The 21,121-nt window shown below is 60.8% G+C and carries 13 protein-coding genes, 1 tRNA gene and 1 pseudogene; 9 read left to right on the plus strand and 6 right to left on the minus strand.

Annotated elements, in window-relative coordinates:
• Nucleotides 1–20 precede the first annotated feature (20 nt).
• On the minus strand, nt 21–578 hold the full coding sequence (locus tag AC5V87_RS35840; protein ID WP_495369283.1) for a hypothetical protein: 558 nt from the start codon (nt 576–578) through the stop codon (nt 21–23).
• Between the two features lie 136 nt (nt 579–714).
• The gene (locus AC5V87_RS35845) at nt 715–1,233 is read right to left on the minus strand and encodes a sigma-70 family RNA polymerase sigma factor (RefSeq protein ID WP_456842444.1); all 519 of its coding nucleotides are present in this window, start codon (nt 1,231–1,233) and stop codon (nt 715–717) included.
• 1,158 nt (nt 1,234–2,391) lie between these two features.
• On the opposite strand from AC5V87_RS35845, the gene AC5V87_RS35850 reads away from it, so the two are divergent.
• From AC5V87_RS35850 to AC5V87_RS35865, 4 genes are all read left to right on the plus strand, one after another.
• A complete protein-coding gene (locus AC5V87_RS35850; RefSeq protein WP_456842443.1) occupies nt 2,392–2,595 on the plus strand; it encodes a hypothetical protein in 204 nt (67 codons plus the stop codon).
• Nucleotides 2,596–2,866: 271 nt separating this feature from the next.
• Nucleotides 2,867–4,117 (plus strand): beta-barrel domain-containing protein, encoded by a 1,251-nt coding sequence (locus AC5V87_RS35855; RefSeq protein WP_495369284.1) that lies wholly within the window; start codon nt 2,867–2,869, stop codon nt 4,115–4,117.
• 3 nt (nt 4,118–4,120) lie between these two features.
• Nucleotides 4,121–6,574 carry a peptidase domain-containing ABC transporter gene (locus AC5V87_RS35860; RefSeq protein WP_495369285.1) on the plus strand — a complete coding sequence of 818 codons (2,454 nt, stop codon included), beginning with the start codon at nt 4,121–4,123 and terminating at the stop codon, nt 6,572–6,574.
• Between the two features lie 730 nt (nt 6,575–7,304).
• A complete protein-coding gene (locus AC5V87_RS35865; protein ID WP_495369286.1) occupies nt 7,305–13,184 on the plus strand; it encodes an AAA family ATPase in 5,880 nt (1,959 codons plus the stop codon).
• Between the two features lie 140 nt (nt 13,185–13,324).
• Here the strand turns inward: AC5V87_RS35865 and AC5V87_RS35870 are convergent.
• A tRNA-Val gene (locus tag AC5V87_RS35870) sits at nt 13,325–13,399 on the minus strand.
• 75 nt (nt 13,400–13,474) lie between these two features.
• Entirely contained in the window at nt 13,475–13,834 is a 360-nt protein-coding gene (cpdR, locus tag AC5V87_RS35875; protein WP_007597092.1) for a cell cycle two-component system response regulator CpdR, read from the minus strand.
• Between the two features lie 326 nt (nt 13,835–14,160).
• Between cpdR and AC5V87_RS35880 the strand changes: the two genes are divergently transcribed.
• From AC5V87_RS35880 to AC5V87_RS35890, 3 genes and pseudogenes are all read left to right on the plus strand, one after another.
• On the plus strand, nt 14,161–15,051 hold the full coding sequence (locus AC5V87_RS35880) for an N-formylglutamate amidohydrolase (protein ID WP_456842438.1): 891 nt from the start codon (nt 14,161–14,163) through the stop codon (nt 15,049–15,051).
• Nucleotides 15,052–15,576: 525 nt separating this feature from the next.
• On the plus strand, nt 15,577–16,359 hold the full coding sequence (gene hisN, locus AC5V87_RS35885; protein ID WP_027562920.1) for a histidinol-phosphatase: 783 nt from the start codon (nt 15,577–15,579) through the stop codon (nt 16,357–16,359).
• 68 nt (nt 16,360–16,427) lie between these two features.
• Nucleotides 16,428–16,562 (plus strand): annotated as a pseudogene (locus AC5V87_RS35890) (tripartite tricarboxylate transporter substrate binding protein); the annotation flags it as partial.
• A 64-nt stretch (nt 16,563–16,626) separates the two neighbouring features.
• On the opposite strand, the gene AC5V87_RS35895 reads toward AC5V87_RS35890, so the two are convergent.
• On the minus strand, nt 16,627–17,517 hold the full coding sequence (locus tag AC5V87_RS35895; protein ID WP_495369287.1) for a LysR substrate-binding domain-containing protein: 891 nt from the start codon (nt 17,515–17,517) through the stop codon (nt 16,627–16,629).
• 95 nt (nt 17,518–17,612) lie between these two features.
• Between AC5V87_RS35895 and AC5V87_RS35900 the strand changes: the two genes are divergently transcribed.
• Complete coding sequence (locus AC5V87_RS35900) at nt 17,613–18,365, plus strand: sulfite exporter TauE/SafE family protein (protein WP_495369288.1); 753 nt, start codon at nt 17,613–17,615, stop codon at nt 18,363–18,365.
• Nucleotides 18,366–18,372: 7 nt separating this feature from the next.
• Here AC5V87_RS35900 and AC5V87_RS35905 read toward each other — a convergent pair whose 3' ends face one another.
• Nucleotides 18,373–19,005, minus strand: coding sequence for a LysE family translocator (locus AC5V87_RS35905; protein WP_456842435.1), 633 nt, complete (start codon nt 19,003–19,005; stop codon nt 18,373–18,375).
• A 220-nt stretch (nt 19,006–19,225) separates the two neighbouring features.
• On the opposite strand from AC5V87_RS35905, the gene AC5V87_RS35910 reads away from it, so the two are divergent.
• Nucleotides 19,226–21,022: an adenylate/guanylate cyclase domain-containing protein gene (locus AC5V87_RS35910; protein WP_456842434.1), complete on the plus strand. Its 1,797-nt coding sequence runs from the start codon at nt 19,226–19,228 to the stop codon at nt 21,020–21,022.
• The last annotated feature ends 99 nt before the right edge of the window (nt 21,023–21,121 follow it).

The raw sequence follows: 21,121 nt of genomic DNA on the forward strand, positions 1-21,121 counted from the left end.
GGCGCCGCTCTTTCGGCGCATCAGGCATCCGTGTTGTGTGACGTGTCCGTTGCCGCGTCGAAATGCCCTACGTCGACGTGATCCGCGTCCACCGGCCCCATCTGGCCGATGGCGTATTCGAGCGCATCGTCGGACGACATCGAAGCGAGCGCGCCGTGTATGTCACTCACATGATCCGGACCGTGCGAGCCGAAATCACCATGCGAGAAATCGAACCTGGCCAGCGCTTCGCCGGGATTACCATAGGTGTCACTCCCGCCGGCGTCGTCGGACCGAAGGTCGCAAGAATCCTTCGGCTGATAGTTGTGGTCCTTGGCGTCCATCCAGCCAACATGATGCTTGGAGTAGTCGCCCGGGCCATCTGTCGACGAGCCATCCTTTCCGCCAAGCTTGGAATACTCGTCGTTGTCACCGTTCTTCGAGTAGACGCTGCGCCCCCCATGATCGTCATTCCACTTGGACTGCTTGCCGTCGCTGCAGTCGTCGGGCTTGCTTGGCGTGCATTCCTGCGTTGGGACACCGATCCCCAAACTCTTTGTCAACCCGAAAATGCTCGTAATGCTGCTCAGGATAGACATGATTGTGCTCCTCCCTGCAGGTTTGCGACGGCAAGGGCACATGCGTCATGGGCACATGCCCCCGGATCACTGACCGTCACCCCTACTGTCGCCGACGCACACCGATGGATGCAGCGGCGAAAAATAATTTCACGCCTTATGCGAGCTGCCGCCGCAGGGCCACGAGCTCTCTCCGGATCCACGCCTTGACAGTTCCGACTGGAACCCGGAGGTATTCGGCGATCTCTTCATGTGTGCGCCCGTCGACGATCGCCAGAAGCAGGGTCGCGCGGCGCTTTGGCTCGAGTTGATCGAGCATGGTCCTGAGCGTCATGCTATCTGGGATAGAGGCGGCGGGGTTCCGGATGGTCTGTTTGCGCGCGCAGATGGCGTTCAATGTCTCGTCCTCCAGGGCGAATTCGCGCCTGGCGTTCTCCTGCATCTTGAGTGCCGTGTTGCGGACGATTGTGTAGATCCAGCCTCGCGCGGACCCGCGGGCAGGATCGAAGTTTTTGGCGTATCGGAGAATTTGCGCGAATGCATCGTGGACGACGTCTTCCGCACGCGACCTGTCGTGGACGATGCGGTGCGCCATCGCGCGCAACTGCTCCTTTTCACGGGCGTAGATTTTGCCGAGGGCCGACTGCGATCCCGAGGCGCAGTCAAGAAGCGCCATCTCGTAATTAAGAGCTGTCTCGCAACGATAGGTGTTATGCCGCGCCGCACCGGAGCGAGACTCTGGCTTCGTGAAACCAACGCATGGATGGGGCATGGTCGAAGTCACCCCTCATAAAGCAGGTACGCTATTACCCTTCCCGCGCAGGGAGACTGCCTACTGCGTTCGAATTGCTGCAGTATAAAATTGTCAAGTTCTGAATCGAAATCGGCTAACTCAAGTCAACACAGTCGACTTTCGTTCCGGAAATTTTTCAAAAATTTTTCCAATCGCCAAAACGCGACGTGGTCGACAGTGTAAGCGGCCGCAAACGGATCAAGCTCGCTAGCTCGGTGAGCCGGCCGCGAGCAGCAACGTGAATTGCCTCTGTTCGGAGAGCAGTTGGAGGCGGCCCGTCATTCGTATTGTTCAGGCCCGCCGAAGCCGTTGCAAACCACGTTTGCCCGCGGCCGCTTGCGGACTGACGCCATGTTCTTGAGCGAAACGTCTTCGACGTTGTCATTTTGCGCGGCGGCTTTTTCGAAGAGAGCCGCAGCGGCCGCCGCCGGGTGGCACTGTCCGCTAATTGGCGTTTAACGACTTCAGAGTAGGCATCGGATCCAACTTCGATACTGTGTAACGACTTCGAGGGTCAATCGCAGCCCTTCAAAAAGATCGGTATCGCTACCCTCACATTTTCCACCCTCTATACAAAATACAAACCTGCCCGCAACGCGCTCACACTGTCACGACTGCAAGCCTTTGCGCTGCTCATCGGAGCGGTGACGTGCGCCGCTATTGCGATGAGTGCGGCTATCGATGGAAGCCATGCCGCCTCTCGGGGGCGTACCAGCCCATGGCGTCGCAACGCATTTTCCTTGAAGACACGATCTCGCATTTCTGCCGCCGCCATCGAAGATATCGTCAATCAGAACGTCCAACTCACTCAGACGAAACCGCACTGACCCCGAACTTCAAGGCGCCATGCTTTCGTCGCTGTCGATTCACGATGAGGACGAGCGCGTAGCACGTACCACACAGCAATTTGCGCGAATCTGCGCGACGGTCATCCCACAGAAAAATTCTGCGACAGTGCATCCAGATTTACGCCTTGCAACTAGTTAGAACGTGGCAGCAGTCACAGCGATATCCCACCACTTACATCGAAAGGAGACCAACATGGAGAAGATGGACAAGTTTACTCATCCTATGGAGCTGTCTGATCAGGAACTCGATCTGGTTGCAGGCGGTGGCGGCCATCGTTGTTGCGGAGGAAACGAAAACAACGGCGGCATTGGCGGCCTCGTCGGCATCGGATTCCTCAACGACAACAATGTCGCGATTCAGGTTGGAGCTGGAAACGTCGCCGTCCAAAGAACGTAGCGACCCAATCTGCTCGTCCCCTGGGCGGTGCAGCGCCGCCCAGGGAGCCGAAGGAGCGAGCTACAATGAGCTACATCGCTGCCGCACTGCCGTCGCAGGTCAGTTTCTTTCGGCCCGACGCTGGGCGACCCACTTTCCCGATAATGAGGCGCGGTTCTCCATCGCATTGTGGGGTACCATTCGCAGCCGTGGCGCGGCGGAAGCTATCGGGTTGCGAGAGATATCGCGCGTAGCCCTTAACGTGACGAACGAAAGCTAACTAGGTGCATCCATGGCGGCTCGACCAGCTCTATTTCGCCAGGAAGCAATCGACTTTCTACGTCAGCGCCATAGCTGGGGTGAGGTCGTATTGCTGCAACCGCTATCGAGCACGCTCCTTAGCTGGAGCCTTGGAGCGCTCGTTGTACTCATTTTGTGTTTTCTCTCCATCGCGCAATACGCGCGCAAGGAGACCGTCTCCGGGTATCTCACGCCTACCTCCGGCACGGCTAAGATTTTCGTACCACAACAGGGTTTCATCAAAGGGATACATGTGAAGGAGGGGCAGGAGGTTGCGGAGGATGACCCGCTCCTGACCGTAGTCACTTCTCAAATCACCGCCAATGGCGACGACGTCAATGCCACCGTACTTGGAGTGCTGACCCAGCAACGCAATGTGGTCGAGCGACAAATCGATGCGGAAGATCGCCGAACCGCCTCGGAACGGGATCGCCTCGCTTCCACGATCCAAGGGATTGAAGCAGAGATTGCTCAGCTCGAGGACCAGCGAAACATCCAAAACGAGCGACTGAAGCTTTCGGAGGGTTTCGTATCAACCGGCGCCAAGCTAACTGCGAGCGGAGCATTGCCAGCGATTGAGCTGAAGCGCCGCGAACAGGCTGCACTTGAGCAAAAACAGAGCGTGGTATCGCTCGATCAGCAGATCATCGCGCGACGCACCCAATTGACAGACGCTCAGCATACACTCGAGCAACTCCCGACCGTTACTGCAGAGAGGATCCGGGTGCTGCGCAATGATCTCTCCTCGATCGAACAGCGCATCGCCGAGGTGAACGGGCGGCAGGCTTACGTCATCAGGGCACCAACGAATGGGCGCGTGTCCACGCTGCAGGCGACTGTTGGCCAGGTCGCTGATCCACGGCATATGCAGCTCGAAATCATTCCCGTTGATGCGCAGTTGCAGGCGGAGCTGTTCTTTCCGACGCGCGCGTTTGGTTTTGTGCGCCCCGGCCAGCACGTTAGGATACTTTACGATGCATTTCCGTATCAGAAATTCGGCACCTACCGCGGCAGCGTGACAAAAGTCTCTCACACCATTCTGACCGCCAACGAAACGACCGGGCCGATCACCCTCAAGGAACCGGCTTACCGTGTGACTGCGGCGCTCGAGCGGCCCGACATCGACGCCTATGGCCGGAAGATGCCGCTTCAGCCGGACATGCTGCTTAGGGCCGACGTTATCCTTGAGCAGCGCTCCCTGATGAGGTGGCTGCTTGATCCGGTGTTAAGCGCAAGGATGTAGCGCATGCAAAGCCTACTGAATTTCAGCGGACGCAGATTCCTTCCGGTCATCAGGCAGACGGAGGCGACGGAATGCGGGCTCGCCTGCCTCGCAATGGTAGCGTCCTATCATGGTCATCGAACGGACTTGAACAGCCTGCGGCGCCGATATCCAGTATCCCTGAAAGGCGTCACTCTCCGCGACCTCATGGAGATAGCAGCTCACCTGGGACTGGCATGCCGGCCGCTGCGAATCGAAATGGGCCATCTCTGCCAGTTGCGTTTGCCGGCCATTTTGCACTGGGACATGGCTCATTTCGTTGTACTGAAAGCGTACAGGAAGAAAGGGATTGTGGTGCACGATCCGGCTGGCGGCCAGAAATGGTTTCCGCTCACTGAAGCATCTAGACATCTCACCGGGGTCGCGCTCGAACTGTCGCCAACCGAAGAGTTCTGCCGCACAGACGAGAGAGTGCGATTGCCGTTCTCGGTATTCTGGAGCGGAATGAACGGAAACACCTATGCGCTCGCCCAAATATTTGTTCTCTCAGTTGTCATCGAAATTCTTCTCCTTGCCGCCCCCTTCTACATGCAGCTCACAGTTGACGAGGTCATAGCCAGAGGGGACGTCGATCTCCTGGTCGTACTCGGGCTAGGATTCGCGTTCCTTCTCCTGATACGGGTCGCGTCAGCCGCGACACGCTCGTTCATTATTCTAATTCTGCAGAACACCTTGAGCTTTCAAATCGGCGCCCGCCTGTTTCATCATCTGGTGCGTTTGCCACTCTCATTCTTCGAAAAGCGGCACATCGGCGACATCCTTTCTCGCTTCAACTCGATCGAGCCGATCCGCAACGTGCTCGCGGAGGGACTGATCACGGGCTTGATCGACGGGCTCATGTCGGTGTTGATGCTGGCCTTGATGTTCACCTACAGCGTCCAGCTCGGACTTGTCGTCCTGCTCGCGTTCGCGCTGTATGCCGCCTTGCGGCTCGCACTTTTCGGAATGTTCCGACAAAGAAGCGAAGCGGCCATTCACAGTAAGGCAGACGAGAATTCCACCTTCATCGAAACCGTGCGTGCGGTACAAAGCCTAAAGTTGCTCAACCGAGAGAACGAACGGGAAAGCCAATGGCTGAACCGCTATGCTGCGTATATAAATGCCGTCGTGCGGCTTGGTCGCGCGAGGATCAGCTTCAAAGCGATGAACGACACGATCTTCGGCCTGGAAAACGTCATCACAATCTACCTCGCGGCTCGCCTCGCACTGGACAACCTCATCACGGTTGGGATGATATTCGCGTTTGTCAGCTACAAGCTGCAGTTCGCCGAGCGGACAGCGCTGCTGATAGAGAAGCTGGTGGATGTCCGCATTCTCGGATTGCATTTGGAGCGTCTCGCAGACATTGCGCTCACTCCGCTGGAGCGTGGGCACGATCGAGACCTGTCGTATCTCCGACAGATTCGCGGCGCGATCGAACTGCGCAACGTGTGCTTCCGCTATGCAGAAGGAGAGTCTCTGATTCTTAGTAATGTCAATCTGTGCGTCGCTCCCGGACAATTCGTGACGATCATGGGACCGTCGGGCTGCGGCAAGTCAACTCTTGTCAAGATTATGCTTGGACTGCTCGAGCCAACGAGCGGAGAAGTTCTGATCGACGGCCTTCCGCTGGGCCAGATCGGACCGCGGGCTTATCGCGAGCAAATTGGCGCGGTGATGCAGGAGGATCAATTGCTATCGGGATCGATTGCCGACAATATCTGCTTTTTTGACACAACATTCGATCTGCAAGGGATGATCGAGTGCGCGCGGATTGCCGGCATTCACGACGACATCATGGCAATGCCGATGAGCTACAACAGCCTCATCGGTGACATGGGGAGCTCGTTGTCTAGCGGGCAGAAGCAGAGAGTACTGCTTGCGCGCGCGCTTTATCGCCGACCAAAGATCCTGTTTCTGGATGAGGGCACGGCACATCTCGACACCGAGAAGGAAAAAGAAATCAATGCGAATCTCCGGCAGCTGAACATGACGCGGGTGAGCGTAGCGCACCGGCCCGAAATTACCGAGGGAGCGGATATGATCATCCATCTTACCTCGGCGAGTGAGCCGTCCCAAGTCAGGATTGCAAGCCCCAGCCCAGCGGCGGCTCCCGCGTGCGATGCTGGTTCCACCAGGCTTGCCGTAGAGGGTGCAAGATCGGCCGAGGCCGCATCGGCCGGCGAGGGCCGCGATGCCTGCTCCGATCACGGCCGCACGCTCGATAACGCGCATCATGCCGGGACGGACAACTACTCGACGGACAGCCGGTTGGACCACTCCAAGCATGTTGGTGGCGACGAGTGCCAGCCGCACCAAGACGGCAGCCAGCTAAAGAAGCACGATTGCACCACCGAGCCATCCGACCACCGCGGCAACGGCGGCGCCATTCGTAACCCGGGCGAAGCGCTAGCCAAGATCGACTTCTCGCGATATTGATCTCGGCTCGCATTGTCCTGGATCACTCGGTTGACCTACGGGGCGCGCTCCATTTCTGCGCGCGAAACGCCATCTCATTAGCACGCTCGGGTTACTCGGTCGGAGAAAAAACGGCCTCGCAACAATTCAGCATGCGGTTGCGCAGGGCCAAAGCTGCGCGAGGGTGCATCCAGATCGTCGGCTTTCGACTAGACACAACATGACAGCTACTACAGCAATTGGCCTGCGCCGGATGCCGGGAAGCAAGCGCGAGCGGCTATGCCTGGGTTCTCTTTCTTAGGTTGAAGCGATGGACGTGCATGAAAAGATAATCGATGATCCAATCGGCGACGGGCTGGGCGACCAAAGCCGCCGACCTGCTCCAACTAGATCATCCGCGCCTTGGTGACCCGCAAGCTGCGTACTCGGAGCGTTGCGCAGTCAAACCGAAGCGAAGTTCGGCACGAAGTGGCATAGATGCGCTGGATCAAGCGATGTGCTGTCAGCGGCTGACGCGCCACAGCAGCGCCCCTGTTCCGAGAGCGCTGGGCGGGCATAAACCAATGATTGTGAGAAAGTCTCAGCAGACGATCCGCGCCGCTTCTTCGCCGTGCTATGGCCGGCACCGCAGCTTACACTGGGCACATCCCCGCGTCTGTGTCAGAATCTGCGTTCAGGACAGTACCTCCTCGCCCTGCAATGGGTCACTTGGAGGCTTCCGGTTGAACCCCTCGTTTTCGGTTCGACGCGCATGGACAACAGGTTCCAACTGCTATGGGAGGACGATGCCCGGATCTTTTGCCGGGCTTCGTGCCCGGATTCCAATGCCACTTGCAGAGCTGTATTGGCGGTACTTCCCAAGGCGACGCACGCTTCCTCCGGCATCCTCGATCGACTGGCTCACGAATTCGAACTGAAGGACCAGCTGGATGGCGCGTGGGCAATGCAGCCGCTCGGGCTGGAGTACGACGGCGGTCACCCTGTTCTGCTGCTTGAGTATCCTGGCGGCCAGCCACTTGAGCAGTTGCTTGGCGCGCCCATGGATATCGAACGCTTTCTGCGACTGGCGATCGAAATCGCGAGCGCCTTGAACAAGGTGCATCAGCGAGGCCTCGTTCACAAGGACGTGAAACCGGCGCATATACTGGTAAACTGCGACGACGAACGAATCCGGTTCTTCGGATTCGGTATCGCTTCGCGTCTCGTCCGGGAGCGACGTACGCCCGGCCCGCCCGAGTTCATTGTGGGCACGCTCCCCTACATGGCGCCCGAACAGACCGGGTGGATGAACCGCTCGATCGATTTCCGTAGCGACCTCTACTCGCTTGGTGTGACGCTCTATCAAATGCTGACAGGCTCGTTGCCGTTCACTGCGGCACATTCAATGGAGTGGGTCCATTGCCATATTGCGAGAAAGCCGGTAGCGCCCAGCGAGCGCTTGAGCACTGTACCGAGTGCAATCTCGGCCGTAGTACTCAAGCTGCTCGCCAAGTCCGCCGAGGAACGCTATCAGAGCGCGCTGGGCCTCGAGCATGATCTACGCCGGTGCCTGCGTGAATGGGAAACCGGACGCGGGATCGAAGACTTTGCACTCGGGCAAAATGACGCGCCCGACCGACTGCTGCTCCCAGAAAAGCTCTATGGAAGAGACCGCGAGATTGACATCTTGCTGGGCGCGTTCGACAGCATGCTCAAGAGTGGCGTGCCGGAATTGGTGCTGGTTTCCGGCTGTGCCGGCGTCGGCAAGTCCTCGGTGGTCAATGAGCTCCATCATCGGCTCGTTCCGGCGCATGGACTGTTCGCGTCGGGCAAGTTCGACCAGTACAAGCGCGATATTCCGTATTCCATGCTGGTCGAGGCCTTTCAGCGCCTCGTGAGGTCTCTTCTGAGCAAGAATGACGCCGAGCTCGCGAACTGGCGCCAAGCCTTTCAAGATGCGCTGCGCGCAAATGGCCGACTTGTAGTCGACCTGATTCCCGAATTGGGGCTGATCATGGGAGAGCAGCCGCCGGTCCCTGACCTGTCGCCCTTGCAGGCACAAAACCGCTTCCACCACGTCTTGCGGTGCTTCATTGGGGTATTCGCGCGTTCCGAGCATCCGTTGGTACTTTTCCTCGACGATCTCCAGTGGGCCGACGCCGCCACGCTCGATCTGGTTGAGGATCTATTGACCCGGACCGATCTGGAATACCTGATGCTGATCGGCTCCTTTCGGGACAACGAGGTCACCGCCGGCCATCCGCTACGGCGGCGACTTGAGGCCCTAGAGAACGCTGGCGCAAACGTGCAGCAGATCAGTCTTGCGCCGCTTGCCGGCGAACACATTTCGCGGCTGATTTCTGATGCTCTAGGCTGCGATTTGCTGCATGCGGCGCCGCTCGCGCATCTGATCCACGATAAAACGGCCGGCAATCCATTCTTCGTGAATCAGTTCCTCCACGCACTCGCCGCGGAAGGCCTCGTCCGCTTTGATCATGACGCGGTGTGCTGGTGCTGGGATTTGGACCGCATTCACGCAAAGGGTCACACCGACAATGTCGTGGATTTGATGATTGCAAAGCTTGCACAGCTGCCGGCTGACACACAGAACGCGCTGCGGGAGTTGGCCTGTCTCGGAAATTTTGTCGAAACCACGACACTCTCGATCGTCCTCGGGCGCTCCGAGCAGCAGGTTCATGCGGCGCTCTGGGAAGCGGTCCGCCAGGAATTGATCGAGCAACAGGCCGGCGCCTACAGGTTTGTCCACGACCGCATACAAGAAGCCTGCTACTCGCTGATCCCGGATCATGAACGCGCGGCGCTCCATCTACGAATCGGACGGCAGTTGCTGGCGCAGACATTCGGGGAGAAGCGCGAGAAGGCGATCTTCGCGATCGTCAATCAGCTCAATCGCGGCGCGGCCTTGATCACCTCCCGAGATGAACGCGTGCAGCTTGCGGAGTTCAATCTGACAGCCAGCCTGCGCGCGAGGGCATCGGCGGCCTACGCGGCGTCGCTCAATTACGCCGCGACCGGCGCGGCATTGTTACCGCACGACCGTTGGGAGCGCTTCCAGCGGCTTGCTTTTTCGCTCGAGTTGCAGCGCGCCGAATGCGATTTCGTGACCGGCGCTGTCGTTGAGGCGGAACAGCGCTTACAGGAACTGACGACGAGAATCGCGAGTGCAACTGACCTTGCAGTCGTCGCACGCCGGCTGGTGGATCTGTATACGGCGCTCAGCAAGCCGGACCGCGCGGTTGGCGCCGGGCTCAGCTGTCTGGAGCAACTCGGGATTCGATGGGTGGCCCACCCAAGCGACGATCACGTCCGACAGGAGTACGAGCGCGTCCGATCTCGTCTCGGAGACCGAGCCATCGAGGAGGTGTTGGATCTGCCACTGATGACCGACCCGCTCGCACTGGCCATCTTGGATCTTTTGACGGCCCTCATGCCGCCCGCATTCTTCACCGATACGAACCTTCGCTCGCTGGTGGTCATCAAAGCGGTGGATTTCAGCCTGGAGTGGGGGAACAACGATGCTTCGTGCGTTCCCTACGTCATGTTCGGCGCCATTGCCGGCGCACGCTTCGACGACTATGAGGCGGGGCTTCGATTGAGCCGTATCGGCACTGAGCTGGTCGAGCGGCGCGGATTTTCGCTCGTTCAAGCGCGGACCTACCTGAACTATGGCAACCTTGTCCTTTCATGGACAAAGCCCCTGCAGCATGCGCGAGACGCGTTTCGACGCGCGTTCGAGGCGGCGAGCAACAGTGGCGATATCACTTTCGCGGCTTTCAGCTGCGCCAGCCTGAACACCAATTTCCTTGCGGCGGGCGATCCGCTTGCAGAAGCACAACGCGAAACCGAGCACGGATTGCAGTTGACCGAGAAAGCGAAATTTTCGCTCATCGGCGACATCATAAAGTCGCAGCTTGGGCTGATCCGGATGCTGCGCGGCCTGACGCGCCGGTTTGGCACTCTTCACGACGATCACTCCGACGAGCTTCGGTTCGAGCAGCATTTGGCCGCTGATCCGGCACTCGCATTGCCTGAGAGCTGGTACTGGATCCGCAAGCTGCAAGCATGCTTCTTTGCCGGCGACTATGTGTCGGCCGTTGCCGCCGCAGCCAGGGCTCGGAGCCTACCGTGGTCACCACCTCAGCTATTCGAAACGGCGGAATACGAGTTCTATGCAGCACTGTCCCACGCCGCATGCTGCGATTTTGCCTCCCCTGAAGAACGGGAAGGGCATTTTGAAGCGCTGAGGGCCCATCATCAGCAGCTCGAACTGTGGGCGCAGAATTGCCCTGAGAGCTTCGCAAATCGCGCTCTCCTCGCCGGCGCAGAAATCGCGCGCCTCCAAGGCAGAGAACTTGAAGCGGAGTGTCTTTTTGAACAAGCCATCCGCTCCGCCCGCGGCAACGGCTTCGTCCACCACGAGGGACTCGCTTACGAATTGGCCGCGCGCTTTTACGGCATGCGTGGCTTCGAAGAGTTTGCTCGCATCTATCTTCAAAAAGCACGCGAGTGCTACGTTCGTTGGGGGGCCGACGGCAAAGTGCGGCAACTTGAGAATATCCATCCGTACCTCAAGGAGGAGAGATCAGAGCCTGGCCCGATGAGCACCATCGGGGCGCCAGTCGAGCATCTCGACCTCACTACCGTGATCAAGGTGTCTGAAGCGGTCGCAGGCGAGATGGTGTTGGAAAAGCTCATCGAGACCCTTATGCACACGGCAATTGAACAAGCAGGCGCTGAACGGGGCCTGTTGATCCTGTCGCACGAGAACAACGAGGCGCGCATCGAGGCGGAAGCCACGACAACCGACGAGAGAGTGACCGTCGAACTGCGCGATGCAGCGGTGACCGAGGCTCTCCTTCCGGAATCCGTTCTCTATTACGTAATGCGGACCAGAGAATGTGTTGTTCTCGAAGATGCCGCTTGCCAACCTCCTTTTGCTACGGACCCGTACGTTGGTCAGCGCAAGCCTCGTTCGATTCTTTGCTTGCCTCTGATCAACCATGGGAAGCTTATCGGGGTACTCTACCTCGAGAATACACTGACACCCGACGTTTTTGCTCCCGCGAGAGTCGCGGTTCTAAAATTGCTTGCCTCACAAGCGGCAATCGCGCTGGAAAATGCGACTCTGTATCGCGATGTCAGAGAACGCGAAGCGAAGATCCGGCGCCTCGTCGACGCCAACATCATCGGGATCATCATCTGGGAGCTTGAAGGTCCCATTCTGGAGGCCAATGACGCGTTTCTGCGCATCGTGGGGTACGATCGTGAGGATCTCGCCTCTGGCCGCCTGCTCTGGACTGCCCTGACGCCACCGGAATGGCTCGACCGACACGAACGATGGTGGATCCCGGAACTCAAGAAGATGGGAAGCGTACAGCCGTTCGAGAAAGAGTATTTCCGCAAGGACGGAAGTCGCGTACCGGTCTTGATCGGAATGGCTGCGTTCGACGAGCAACGGGACCAAGGTGTCTCCTTTGTCGTCGACCTGACGGAGCGTAAACGGTCCGAGGAGGCTCTGCGGGAGAGCGAAGAGCGTTTTCGAACTCTCGTACAGTTCTCTTTCGACGTGTACTGGGAATCAGATGCGAACCACCGCTTCATCCGCCAGGAGTTCGCCGAAACCATTGCTGACGCGCCCGCCTCGGGCTCTGAACTGGGTAAAACGCGCTGGGAAGTGCCCTACTTGGAGCCCGACGAGGAGGCTTGGCGCAAGCATCGGGAGACGCTCGATGCGCACCTGCCGTTCCGCGATTTCGAGCTCGCGCGCCCTACGAGCGACGGCCGGAAGCGCTACGTCTCCGTCTCGGGGATGCCGGTCTTCGACAAGTCCGGCCAGTTCATCGGTTATCGCGGCGTGGGACGCCACATAACCGAACAGAAGCGCGCTACGGAGGCCCTGCGCGAGATGCAGAGGGAGTTGGCACATGCCAACCGCCTCGCCACCATGGGCGAACTGACGGCCTCGATCGCCCACGAAGTAAGCCAGCCGGTCGCCGCGGCATCCATGAATGCTAGTGCGGCCGCGCGGTTCCTCGACAGAGACCCACCGGATCTAGAGAGGGTCAGGCAATCACTGGACTGGGTGATGAACGATACTGCGCGCGCCCGCGATATCATCCAGCGAATTCGCGATCTCATCAAAAAAGCACCGCCCCGAAAGGATAGTTTGGACATTAACGAGGCGATCCGGGACGTGATTGAGCTTACCCGCGGCGAAGCGATGAAGAACGGCGTCTCGGTACAGACGGAACTTGCACACAGCTTACCGCTTGTGCAGGGCGATCGTGTCCAGTTGCAGCAAGTCATCCTCAATCTGATTGTCAATGCCGTCCAGGCAATGGGCACTGTGGCGGACGACGCCAGAAGGTTGCTTATCGCCACCCGTGAGGTCGACCCTGACCGTATTCTTGTCGAGGTGCAGGACTCGGGACCGGGGTTGGCAGTGGAGAATCCCGAGCACGTCTTCACCCCCTTTTACACGACGAAGCCGGGTGGGCTCGGTGTGGGACTGTCCATCTGCCGTTCCATTGTTGAAGCTCATGCCGGGCGCTTGTGGGCGACCCCAAGCCTGCCTCGCGGCGCGACTTTTCACTTCACCTTGGCGGTCCGTCCCGCAGACGCTACGCGATGATCTCCGGTTGGCTTTTAACTTCTGTGCCCAGCCTCGTGCGATTCCGCGCGCTCCTCTTCGAGCCCTTGTTCGACATAGAGGAAGCGTGGAAACCACCTCTTCAGGCCTCAGGCGCAAGGCGCCTAAGTCATTGAAGAGGATGGTGGGCACGACAGGGATCGAACCTGTGACCCCTACCATGTCAAGGTAGTGCTCTCCCGCTGAGCTACGTGCCCTAAAAGTCCACTTGCGTCGGGTGGGGTCCCTATAACGGCTCAGGGGAGCGTGCGCAAGGACGGAACGGGCCTGATTTAGGCCGCCAGCATCTTGTTCACTTCGCTGACCAATTCGCGCAAATGCACGGGCTTGGACAGCACCTTGGCGTTTTTGGGGGCGTCCGAATCCGAGTTCAGGGCGACCGCGGCAAAACCCGTGATGAACATGATCTTGATGTCGGGGTCGAGTTCCGAGGCCCGGCGGGCGAGCTCGATGCCGTCCATTTCCGGCATCACGATGTCGGTCAGCAGCATCTCGAACGGCTCTTCCCGGAGCCGCTGATAGGCGGCCATGCCGTTGTCGTGGGACGAGACCTGAAAACCGGCGTTTTCCAGCGCCTTGACCAGGAAACGGCGCATGTCGTTGTCGTCTTCGGCGAGCAGGATCTTTGGCATGGCAGGAAACGTCGAATCCCCAGAGGATATCAGCAGAAGTCACTAAGCCCGATAGACGGTAAATTTGGGGTGAAAATCTTTACCCTCGCGGCCCGCGCTGCCGGCTCCTTGTGAACCCGATCGAGCTGCGAATCAATCAAGCCGGCCGCGCCGATCCCCACCTCGATGCCTGCACGGTTAAGACAAGTTCCAGTGCCCGTCACATCTTTTCGCTTGGCAGAATGGTTGCGATTCCGGACAATGGCGACACATAAGAGCCGTTCGACCGGCCGAATCATTCGATCCGGGGCCCCGGATCGTGCGGCGAAGGGACGAAGCCTGAGAAGATGACGCGGTTTGACGGCGAGGTGTCGCCAGCCTTCGAGATCGTGGAGCCCGCCGAGTGGCGCGCGCCAATCATCTTCAACTCGCCCCATTCCGGCTCGACCTATCCGGACGAATTCCTGACAGCCTCGCGGATTGATCTGCCGACGCTGCGGCGGTCCGAAGATTCCTTCATGGACGAGCTGATCGGCCATTTGAGCGCGCGCGGCTTTCCGACCGTGCGGGTCAACTTTCCCCGCTCCTATGTCGACGTCAATCGCGAGCCCTATGAGCTCGATCCCCGCATGTTCACCGGGCGCCTGCCGAGCTTCGCCAACACCCGCTCGATGCGGGTCGCGGGTGGTCTCGGGACCATTCCGCGCGTGGTCGGCGACGGCCAGGAAATCTACCGCGACCGCATCCTGGTCGACGATGCGCTGGCGCGGATCGAGACGCTGTACAAGCCCTATCATCGCGCGCTGCGGCGGCTGATCAACAAGGTGCACCAGATGTTCGGCACCGTGGTGCTGGTCGATTGCCACTCGATGCCGTCGGTTGGCGTCAGCAGGGACGAGCCGCGCCGGCCCGACGTCGTGATCGGCGACCGCTACGGCACCAGCTGCACGCCGCTGCTGCCGGACCGGGTCGAGGAGACCTTGGGCGGGCTCGGCTATTCGATCGGCCGCAACAAGCCCTACGCCGGCGGCTTCATCACCGAGCATTACGGCAACCCCGCAAGCGGCCTGCACGCCGTGCAGCTTGAGCTCAACCGCGCGATCTACATGGACGAGCGGCATCGCGAGCGCGGTCCGCGCTTTGCGCAAGTCGCGTCCGATTTCGGTGTGCTTGCCGACGTGCTGGCGACGACGATCCCGTTCGGCGATCTCGGCCCGTTCCAGGCCGCAGCGGAATAGACGACAGCTTGTCTCGAACGATCGCACCGCGCGCGATTGGCGCGAACGCGTTTTCGCTTCGCGGCCCAGCGCGCGCGAAAATGAAAACGGCGGCGACAAGAAAAAAGGGCCGCTTCTGATGAAGAAGCGGCCCAAGTCTAGGGAGGAAACGCCCAAGGAGGGCAGCGGTAACGCGAAGCGCTACCGCACCGCAACAATATGCGGCCGCGCCGCACAAAGTGCAAGGGCTTTTGAGCCATTTCCCATGCAATATGCACATGGCTCAATTGCTCTAAGAGAAACCCAGATTCAGTTTGTTTAATAAGGAAATTCAATGGGTTGATAGTTGTTTGCATACGAACAAGGCATATTCGGAACTAAGTTTTCAACTCCGTGATCGATATTTGGCCAGGATATGACTGAGCTGAGGCAGTCATCCGCGGCATTCAAAATACCAGGGGCCAAATCAAGACAGCGCTGCACGCGGCAGGCGAATTGAGCTAGCTAGAGGCGAGCTTCATCCGACTTTCGCTTCGAGGATACGCCGTGACGGTGATCGACTTCTCCGCCTTCATCGGACGGCTCGCCACCGCCTCCGGCGAGACCATCTTGCCGTTCTTCCGCACCTCGCTGTCGATCGACGACAAGAGCAAGACCAAGGATTTTGATCCCGTCACCGAAGCCGACCGCGCCGCGGAAGCGGTGATGCGGCGGCTGATCAAGGCGAGCTTCCCCCAGCACGGCATCGTCGGCGAGGAATTCGGCAACGAGCGCGAGGATGCCGACTATGTCTGGGTGCTCGACCCCATCGACGGCACGAAGTCGTTCATCGGCGGCTTTCCGATCTGGGGCACGCTGATCGCGCTGCTGCACAAGGGCACGCCGGTCTACGGCATGATGCACCAGCCCTTCATCGGCGAGCGTTTTTCCGGCGACAACGGCTCGGCCAATTATAAAGGGCCCTCCGGCGAGCGCCGGCTCCAGGTCCGCCGCTGCGCCTCGCTGTCGGAGGCGACCACCTACACCACCTCTCCGCTGCTGATGAACGAGCGCGACCGTGCCATTTTCGGCCGGATCGAGCAGGGCGCGCGGCTGTCGCGCTATGGCGGCGATTGCTACTCCTATTGCATGCTGGCGGCCGGTCATGTCGACCTCGTGGTCGAGACCGAGCTGAAGCCCTACGACATCGCGGCCCTGATCCCGATAGTGACCGGCGCCGGCGGCGTCGTCACCACCTGGGAAGGCAAGCCGGCGCAAGGCGGCGGCCGCATCGTTGCCGCCGGCGACGCCAGAGTTCATGAAGAAGCCTTGAGGCTGCTCAACCAATAACAAACGTGAGCAGGAGGCTTGCATGACCATCTCGCGCCGGCCGCTGGTTGAATTTGTTTCTTGGACTAGTGAAGGAAAAGCTCAGCCAGCAAGGCGCGACGCTCGTTGGTGATGAGCCGGAACATTTCCGGCAGTTCATCGCCGATAAGACCGGGAAGTGGGCGCAGGTGATCAAGGACGCGCGCGTCGAGACGGCGAAGTAAGTGGCTCTGTTGCCGCACCGTCATGGTCGGGCTTGTCCCGGCATGACGAGTTTGCTCAATCACCTCACACCGCCGCCGCGCGCAGATGCTCCACCAGCATCTTCGCCGGGCGCGGCAGTGCCTTGAAGCTGCGCGCGCAGATCACGAGGCGGCGATTGGCCCATGCATCGCGCAGGCGGACCATGGCGAGCGGCATCAGCTTGGCGCAGCGGCGGGCGGCGGATTCCGGCACCAGCGCGACGCCGACATCGGCGGCGACCATCTGGCAGATCGCATCGAAATCGCGCAAGCGCGCGCGGAAATGCGGGCGCATGCCGAGCCGCGCGGCGTGCTTGGAAATATGCATCTGGAGCGCCGTGGCGCTGGTGAGCCCGACGAACTCGCAAGAGCTCGCCTCCTGGAAATCGATCTGGCGGCGGCCGGCGAACGGACCGCGTTTGGACGTCACCAGCGTCAAACGATCCTCGCTGAACGGGAAGCGTTCGATATGATCGGGCAGCGCGTGCTCGGCGGCGAAGCCGAGCTCGGCGGCGCCTGCGGTGATGGCCGCCGCAATGTCGGTGCTTTCACGCTCCTCGATGTCGATGGCGACATCGCGATGCTCGCGCAGGAAGCCGGCGAGCGCCTTCGGCAGATGCTCCGACAGGCCCGACGTGTTGGCGAGGAAGTGCACGCTGGCGCGCACGCCGCTGGCAAAGCCGGCGAGATCGCCGCGCATGGCGTCGATCTGGTGAATGACGAGCCGCGCGTGGTCGAGCAGGCTCTCGCCCGCCGCGGTCAATTCGACGCCGCGGCGCCCGCGCTTGAGCAGCGCGACGCCCAACGCATCCTCGAGCCCCTTGATGCGCGCGCTGGCGGAGGCCAACGCCAGATGCGAGCGCTCGGCGCCGCGGGTGATGCTGCGCTGGTCGGCGACGGCGATGAAGAGCTGGAGATCGACGAGATCGAAGCGCACTCTTGTTTCCTCCAAGCTAGCCTACGTCACGTACGAAGGCTGTCTCCGGAACCTCCAGATTGTGCCGGGATGCAGCTTCGGTCAATGTGCCCGCTATGATTGACCCCCTTCTCATTGCCGTTGCCGCCGTCTTCCTGATCGCCGGATTCGTCAAGGGCGTGGTCGGGCTCGGCCTGCCGACCGTGTCCATGGGCCTGCTCGCGGTGAGCATGGCGCCCAGCCGGGCGATCGCCATCGTCATCGTGCCCGCCATTGTCACCAACATCTGGCAGACTTTTGTCGGCCCCCATTTGCGCGACATCCTGAGACGGCTGTGGCCGCTGATGATCGGCACCGTGATCGGCTGCTGGCTCAATGCGGGCGCGCTGACCGGCCCCCATGCGCGCTACGGCACCGTGGTGCTCGGCGTCCTGCTGGTGATCTACGCTGTCATCGGCCTCAGCAAATTCAAGTTTCACGTCGCCCCTGAGAACGAGAAATGGGTCGGCGGCGTGGTCGGTGTGATCACCGGTGTGATCTCGGCCTCGACCGGCGTGCAGGTGATCCCCTCGATGCCGTTCATGCAGGCGATCGGCATGGAGAAGGACGAACTGGTGCAGGCGCTCGGCGTGTTCTTCACCACCGCGACGCTGGCGCTCGCCTTCAATCTCACCGCCGGCGGATTGCTGACTCCGGCCAATGCGGTGCCGGGCGCCATCGCGATGGCCATGGCCTTTGCCGGCATGTTCATCGGCCAGTCGGTCCGGGCGCGGATGCCGGCCGAAGCGTTTCGCCGCTGGTTTTTGATCGCGATGATCCTGCTCGGCCTTTATCTGGCTGGCAGTGCGCTGGCGAAGGAGTTCGTCTAGACGCGCGTTACCGCGTCTCCAGCATGGCGACGCGGATGCCGAGATAGATGAAGAGGCCGCCGAGCGCGCGGTTGACCCAGGCGATCGCGCCTTCGGAGCTGCGCAAGCGATGCGCGGCCTTGGCCGCAAACGCGGCCAGCACCAGGCACCACAGCGTTCCCGTCGAGATGAAGATCAGGCCGAGCGTCAGGAAGGCGAGCGGCTTGTGCGGCGCGTCAGCCGCGACGAATTGCGGCAGGAAGGCCAGGAAGAACAGCGCGACCTTGGGATTGAGCGCGTTGGTGAAGACGCCCTGGAGGAACACCCGCCGCAGCGAGCTCCGCGCCGGCTCGTCGATGGCCGGCGCCAGCACCGGACGCGACCACAGCATCTGAAGCCCGGTGACGATGAGATAGGCCGCGCCGACCAGCTTCAGGATCGAGAACGCGGTGGACGAGGCCATCAGCAGGGCCGAAAGGCCGATCGCGGCGCCCGCGACGTGGAAAAAGCAGCCGCAGCTGATGCCGAGTGCGGCCGCGGCGCCGCCCCGCCAGCCCATCTGCATGCTGCGGCCGATCACATAGACGGTATCCGGCCCCGGCGCGATGTTGAGCAATATGCCCGACAGGATGAAGAGCCAGATCTCGTGAATACCCAGCATGTGAGGTGCCCTGCCCGGCCGCCTGCCGAAGGATTTGGGCTTAGTCGGTTCGCCCGCCCCCGTCCACCACCGGCATGCGTCAAATTTACCTCGAATTTGCAATGCGGATCATACTTTCGCTCGGCCGCATCTGCTCTATAAAGGCAGGGTTCTTGAAATGCGGGATTCGAGGCGACTGCCACGCCGTGGCCGGTCCCCGATCCCTTGGAGCTCCGGGGCTATGGAAAGACGTCTGGCCGCCATCGTCTGCGCCGATGTCGCCGGCTATTCGCGCATGATGGGCAGCGACGAGGCCGGCACCCATGCCGCCTTCAAAGCCCATCGCAGCGCGATTCACCCCATTATCCTCAATCACGGCGGCCGCGTCGTCAAAAACACCGGCGACGGCTTCCTGCTGGAATTCCCCTCCATCGTCGGCGCCACCGAGGCGGCGATCGCGATGCAAACGCTGATGGCGGAGCGCAACCACCATCTGCCAGCCGACCGCGCCATGCAGTTCCGGCTCGGCATCCACATGGGGGATGTCATCGCCGACGAGGACGAGGTCTTCGGCGACGACGTCAATATCGCCGTCCGCCTCGAAGCGGTGGCGAGCCCCGGCGGCTTCGCGATCTCGGCCAAGGCCTACCGGGAGGCGAGCAAGCATCTTCAGGTGCCGCTGACCGATGCCGGCAACCATCGCTTCAAGAATATCAAGGACTCGGTCGGGGTCTTCACCTGGACGCCCGAGAACGCACCGGCGCTCGTCCCCGAGCTGCGGGAGGCGTCCGTCCTGTCGCAGCAGTACCGCACCGCGATCGTCGGCGTGCTGCCCTTCGCCAATCTCAGCGACGCCCAGGACGAATATTTCTCCGACGGCCTGACCGAGGATCTGATCCACGCGCTGGCGCTGCAATCGTTCTATCGCGTGCTGAGCCGCAACTCGACCTTCGCCTTCAAGGGCAAGAATGCCTCGACCCGCCTGATCGCGCGCGAGATCGACGCCACCTATCTGATCCAGGGTTCGGTGCGGCGCGCCGGCGCAAAGATCCGCGTCACCGCCGAGCTGATCGCGCCGGAGACCGGAGAGCAGCTCTGGACCGGCCGCTACGACCGCGACATCGGCGACCTCTTCGCGATGCAGGACGAGATCACCACAAATCTGTCCGCCGCCATCGCCACCGAGATCGTTCGCGCCGAAGCCTCGGCGCCGGCACGGCCCTCCGCCGACGTGACCGCGTGGGACCGCTTCCTCAAGGGACTGTCGCATTACTACCGGCAGACCAAGGAGGACCTCGCCACCGCCGTTGACCTGTTCCGGGAGGCGATCAGGCTCGATCCCAAATTGTCGATCGCGCATGCTTATCTCGCCACGATCCAGATCCAGAGCATCCAGTTCGGCTGGGTCAAGGGCACGCGCGAGATGTGGGCCGAGGCGATGAACCTCGCCGAGACCAGCGTCCGGCTCGATCCGCGCTCCTCCTTTGCGTTCTCGATCCTGACCTGGGCGCACGCGTTGGAGGGTCATCACGAAGCGGCCATGGACGCCGCCAAGCGCGCGGTCGCGCTCAATCCCTACGACATGGGCGCACGCGGCGTGCTCGGCATCTGCCATTTCATGGTCGGCGAGCACCGCGAGGCGATCGAGCTGTTCTCGATGGCCGCGCAACGCGACAACAGCGACCCGCGCTACCAATGGGCGGCATTGAACGCGTTCAGCCATTATCTGTTGCGCCAATATGACGCGACGCTGTCATGGGCGCGCGAGCAGCTCTACATCAACCCGAATCACATGCAGGCGCTGGCGATCCGGGCCGCCGCATTGGCGCAGCTCGGACGAAGCGACGAGGCTAGCGAAGCCGCCCGCGTGCTGATGACAAATTATCCGACGCTGAACGTCGACAGGCACTTGCGCAACTTCCACTGGAAGCGGCCCGAGGACATCGCCCATTATCGCGAGGGACTGCTGAAGGCCGGCGTGCCGCTTGGCAAGCTGACGCTGGTCCAGAGCGACGTCAAACGCGCCGCTGAATCCTGAAAGGCAGGCGGCGGCCTCCTGCGATCCCCTCCGTCTTTTCGGTGACGCTCGCACCTGCCCTTGTTGACACGACAGTGAATTCGGACACACTTCGCTACA

This window comes from Bradyrhizobium sp. SOJA106, assembly GCF_059448745.1.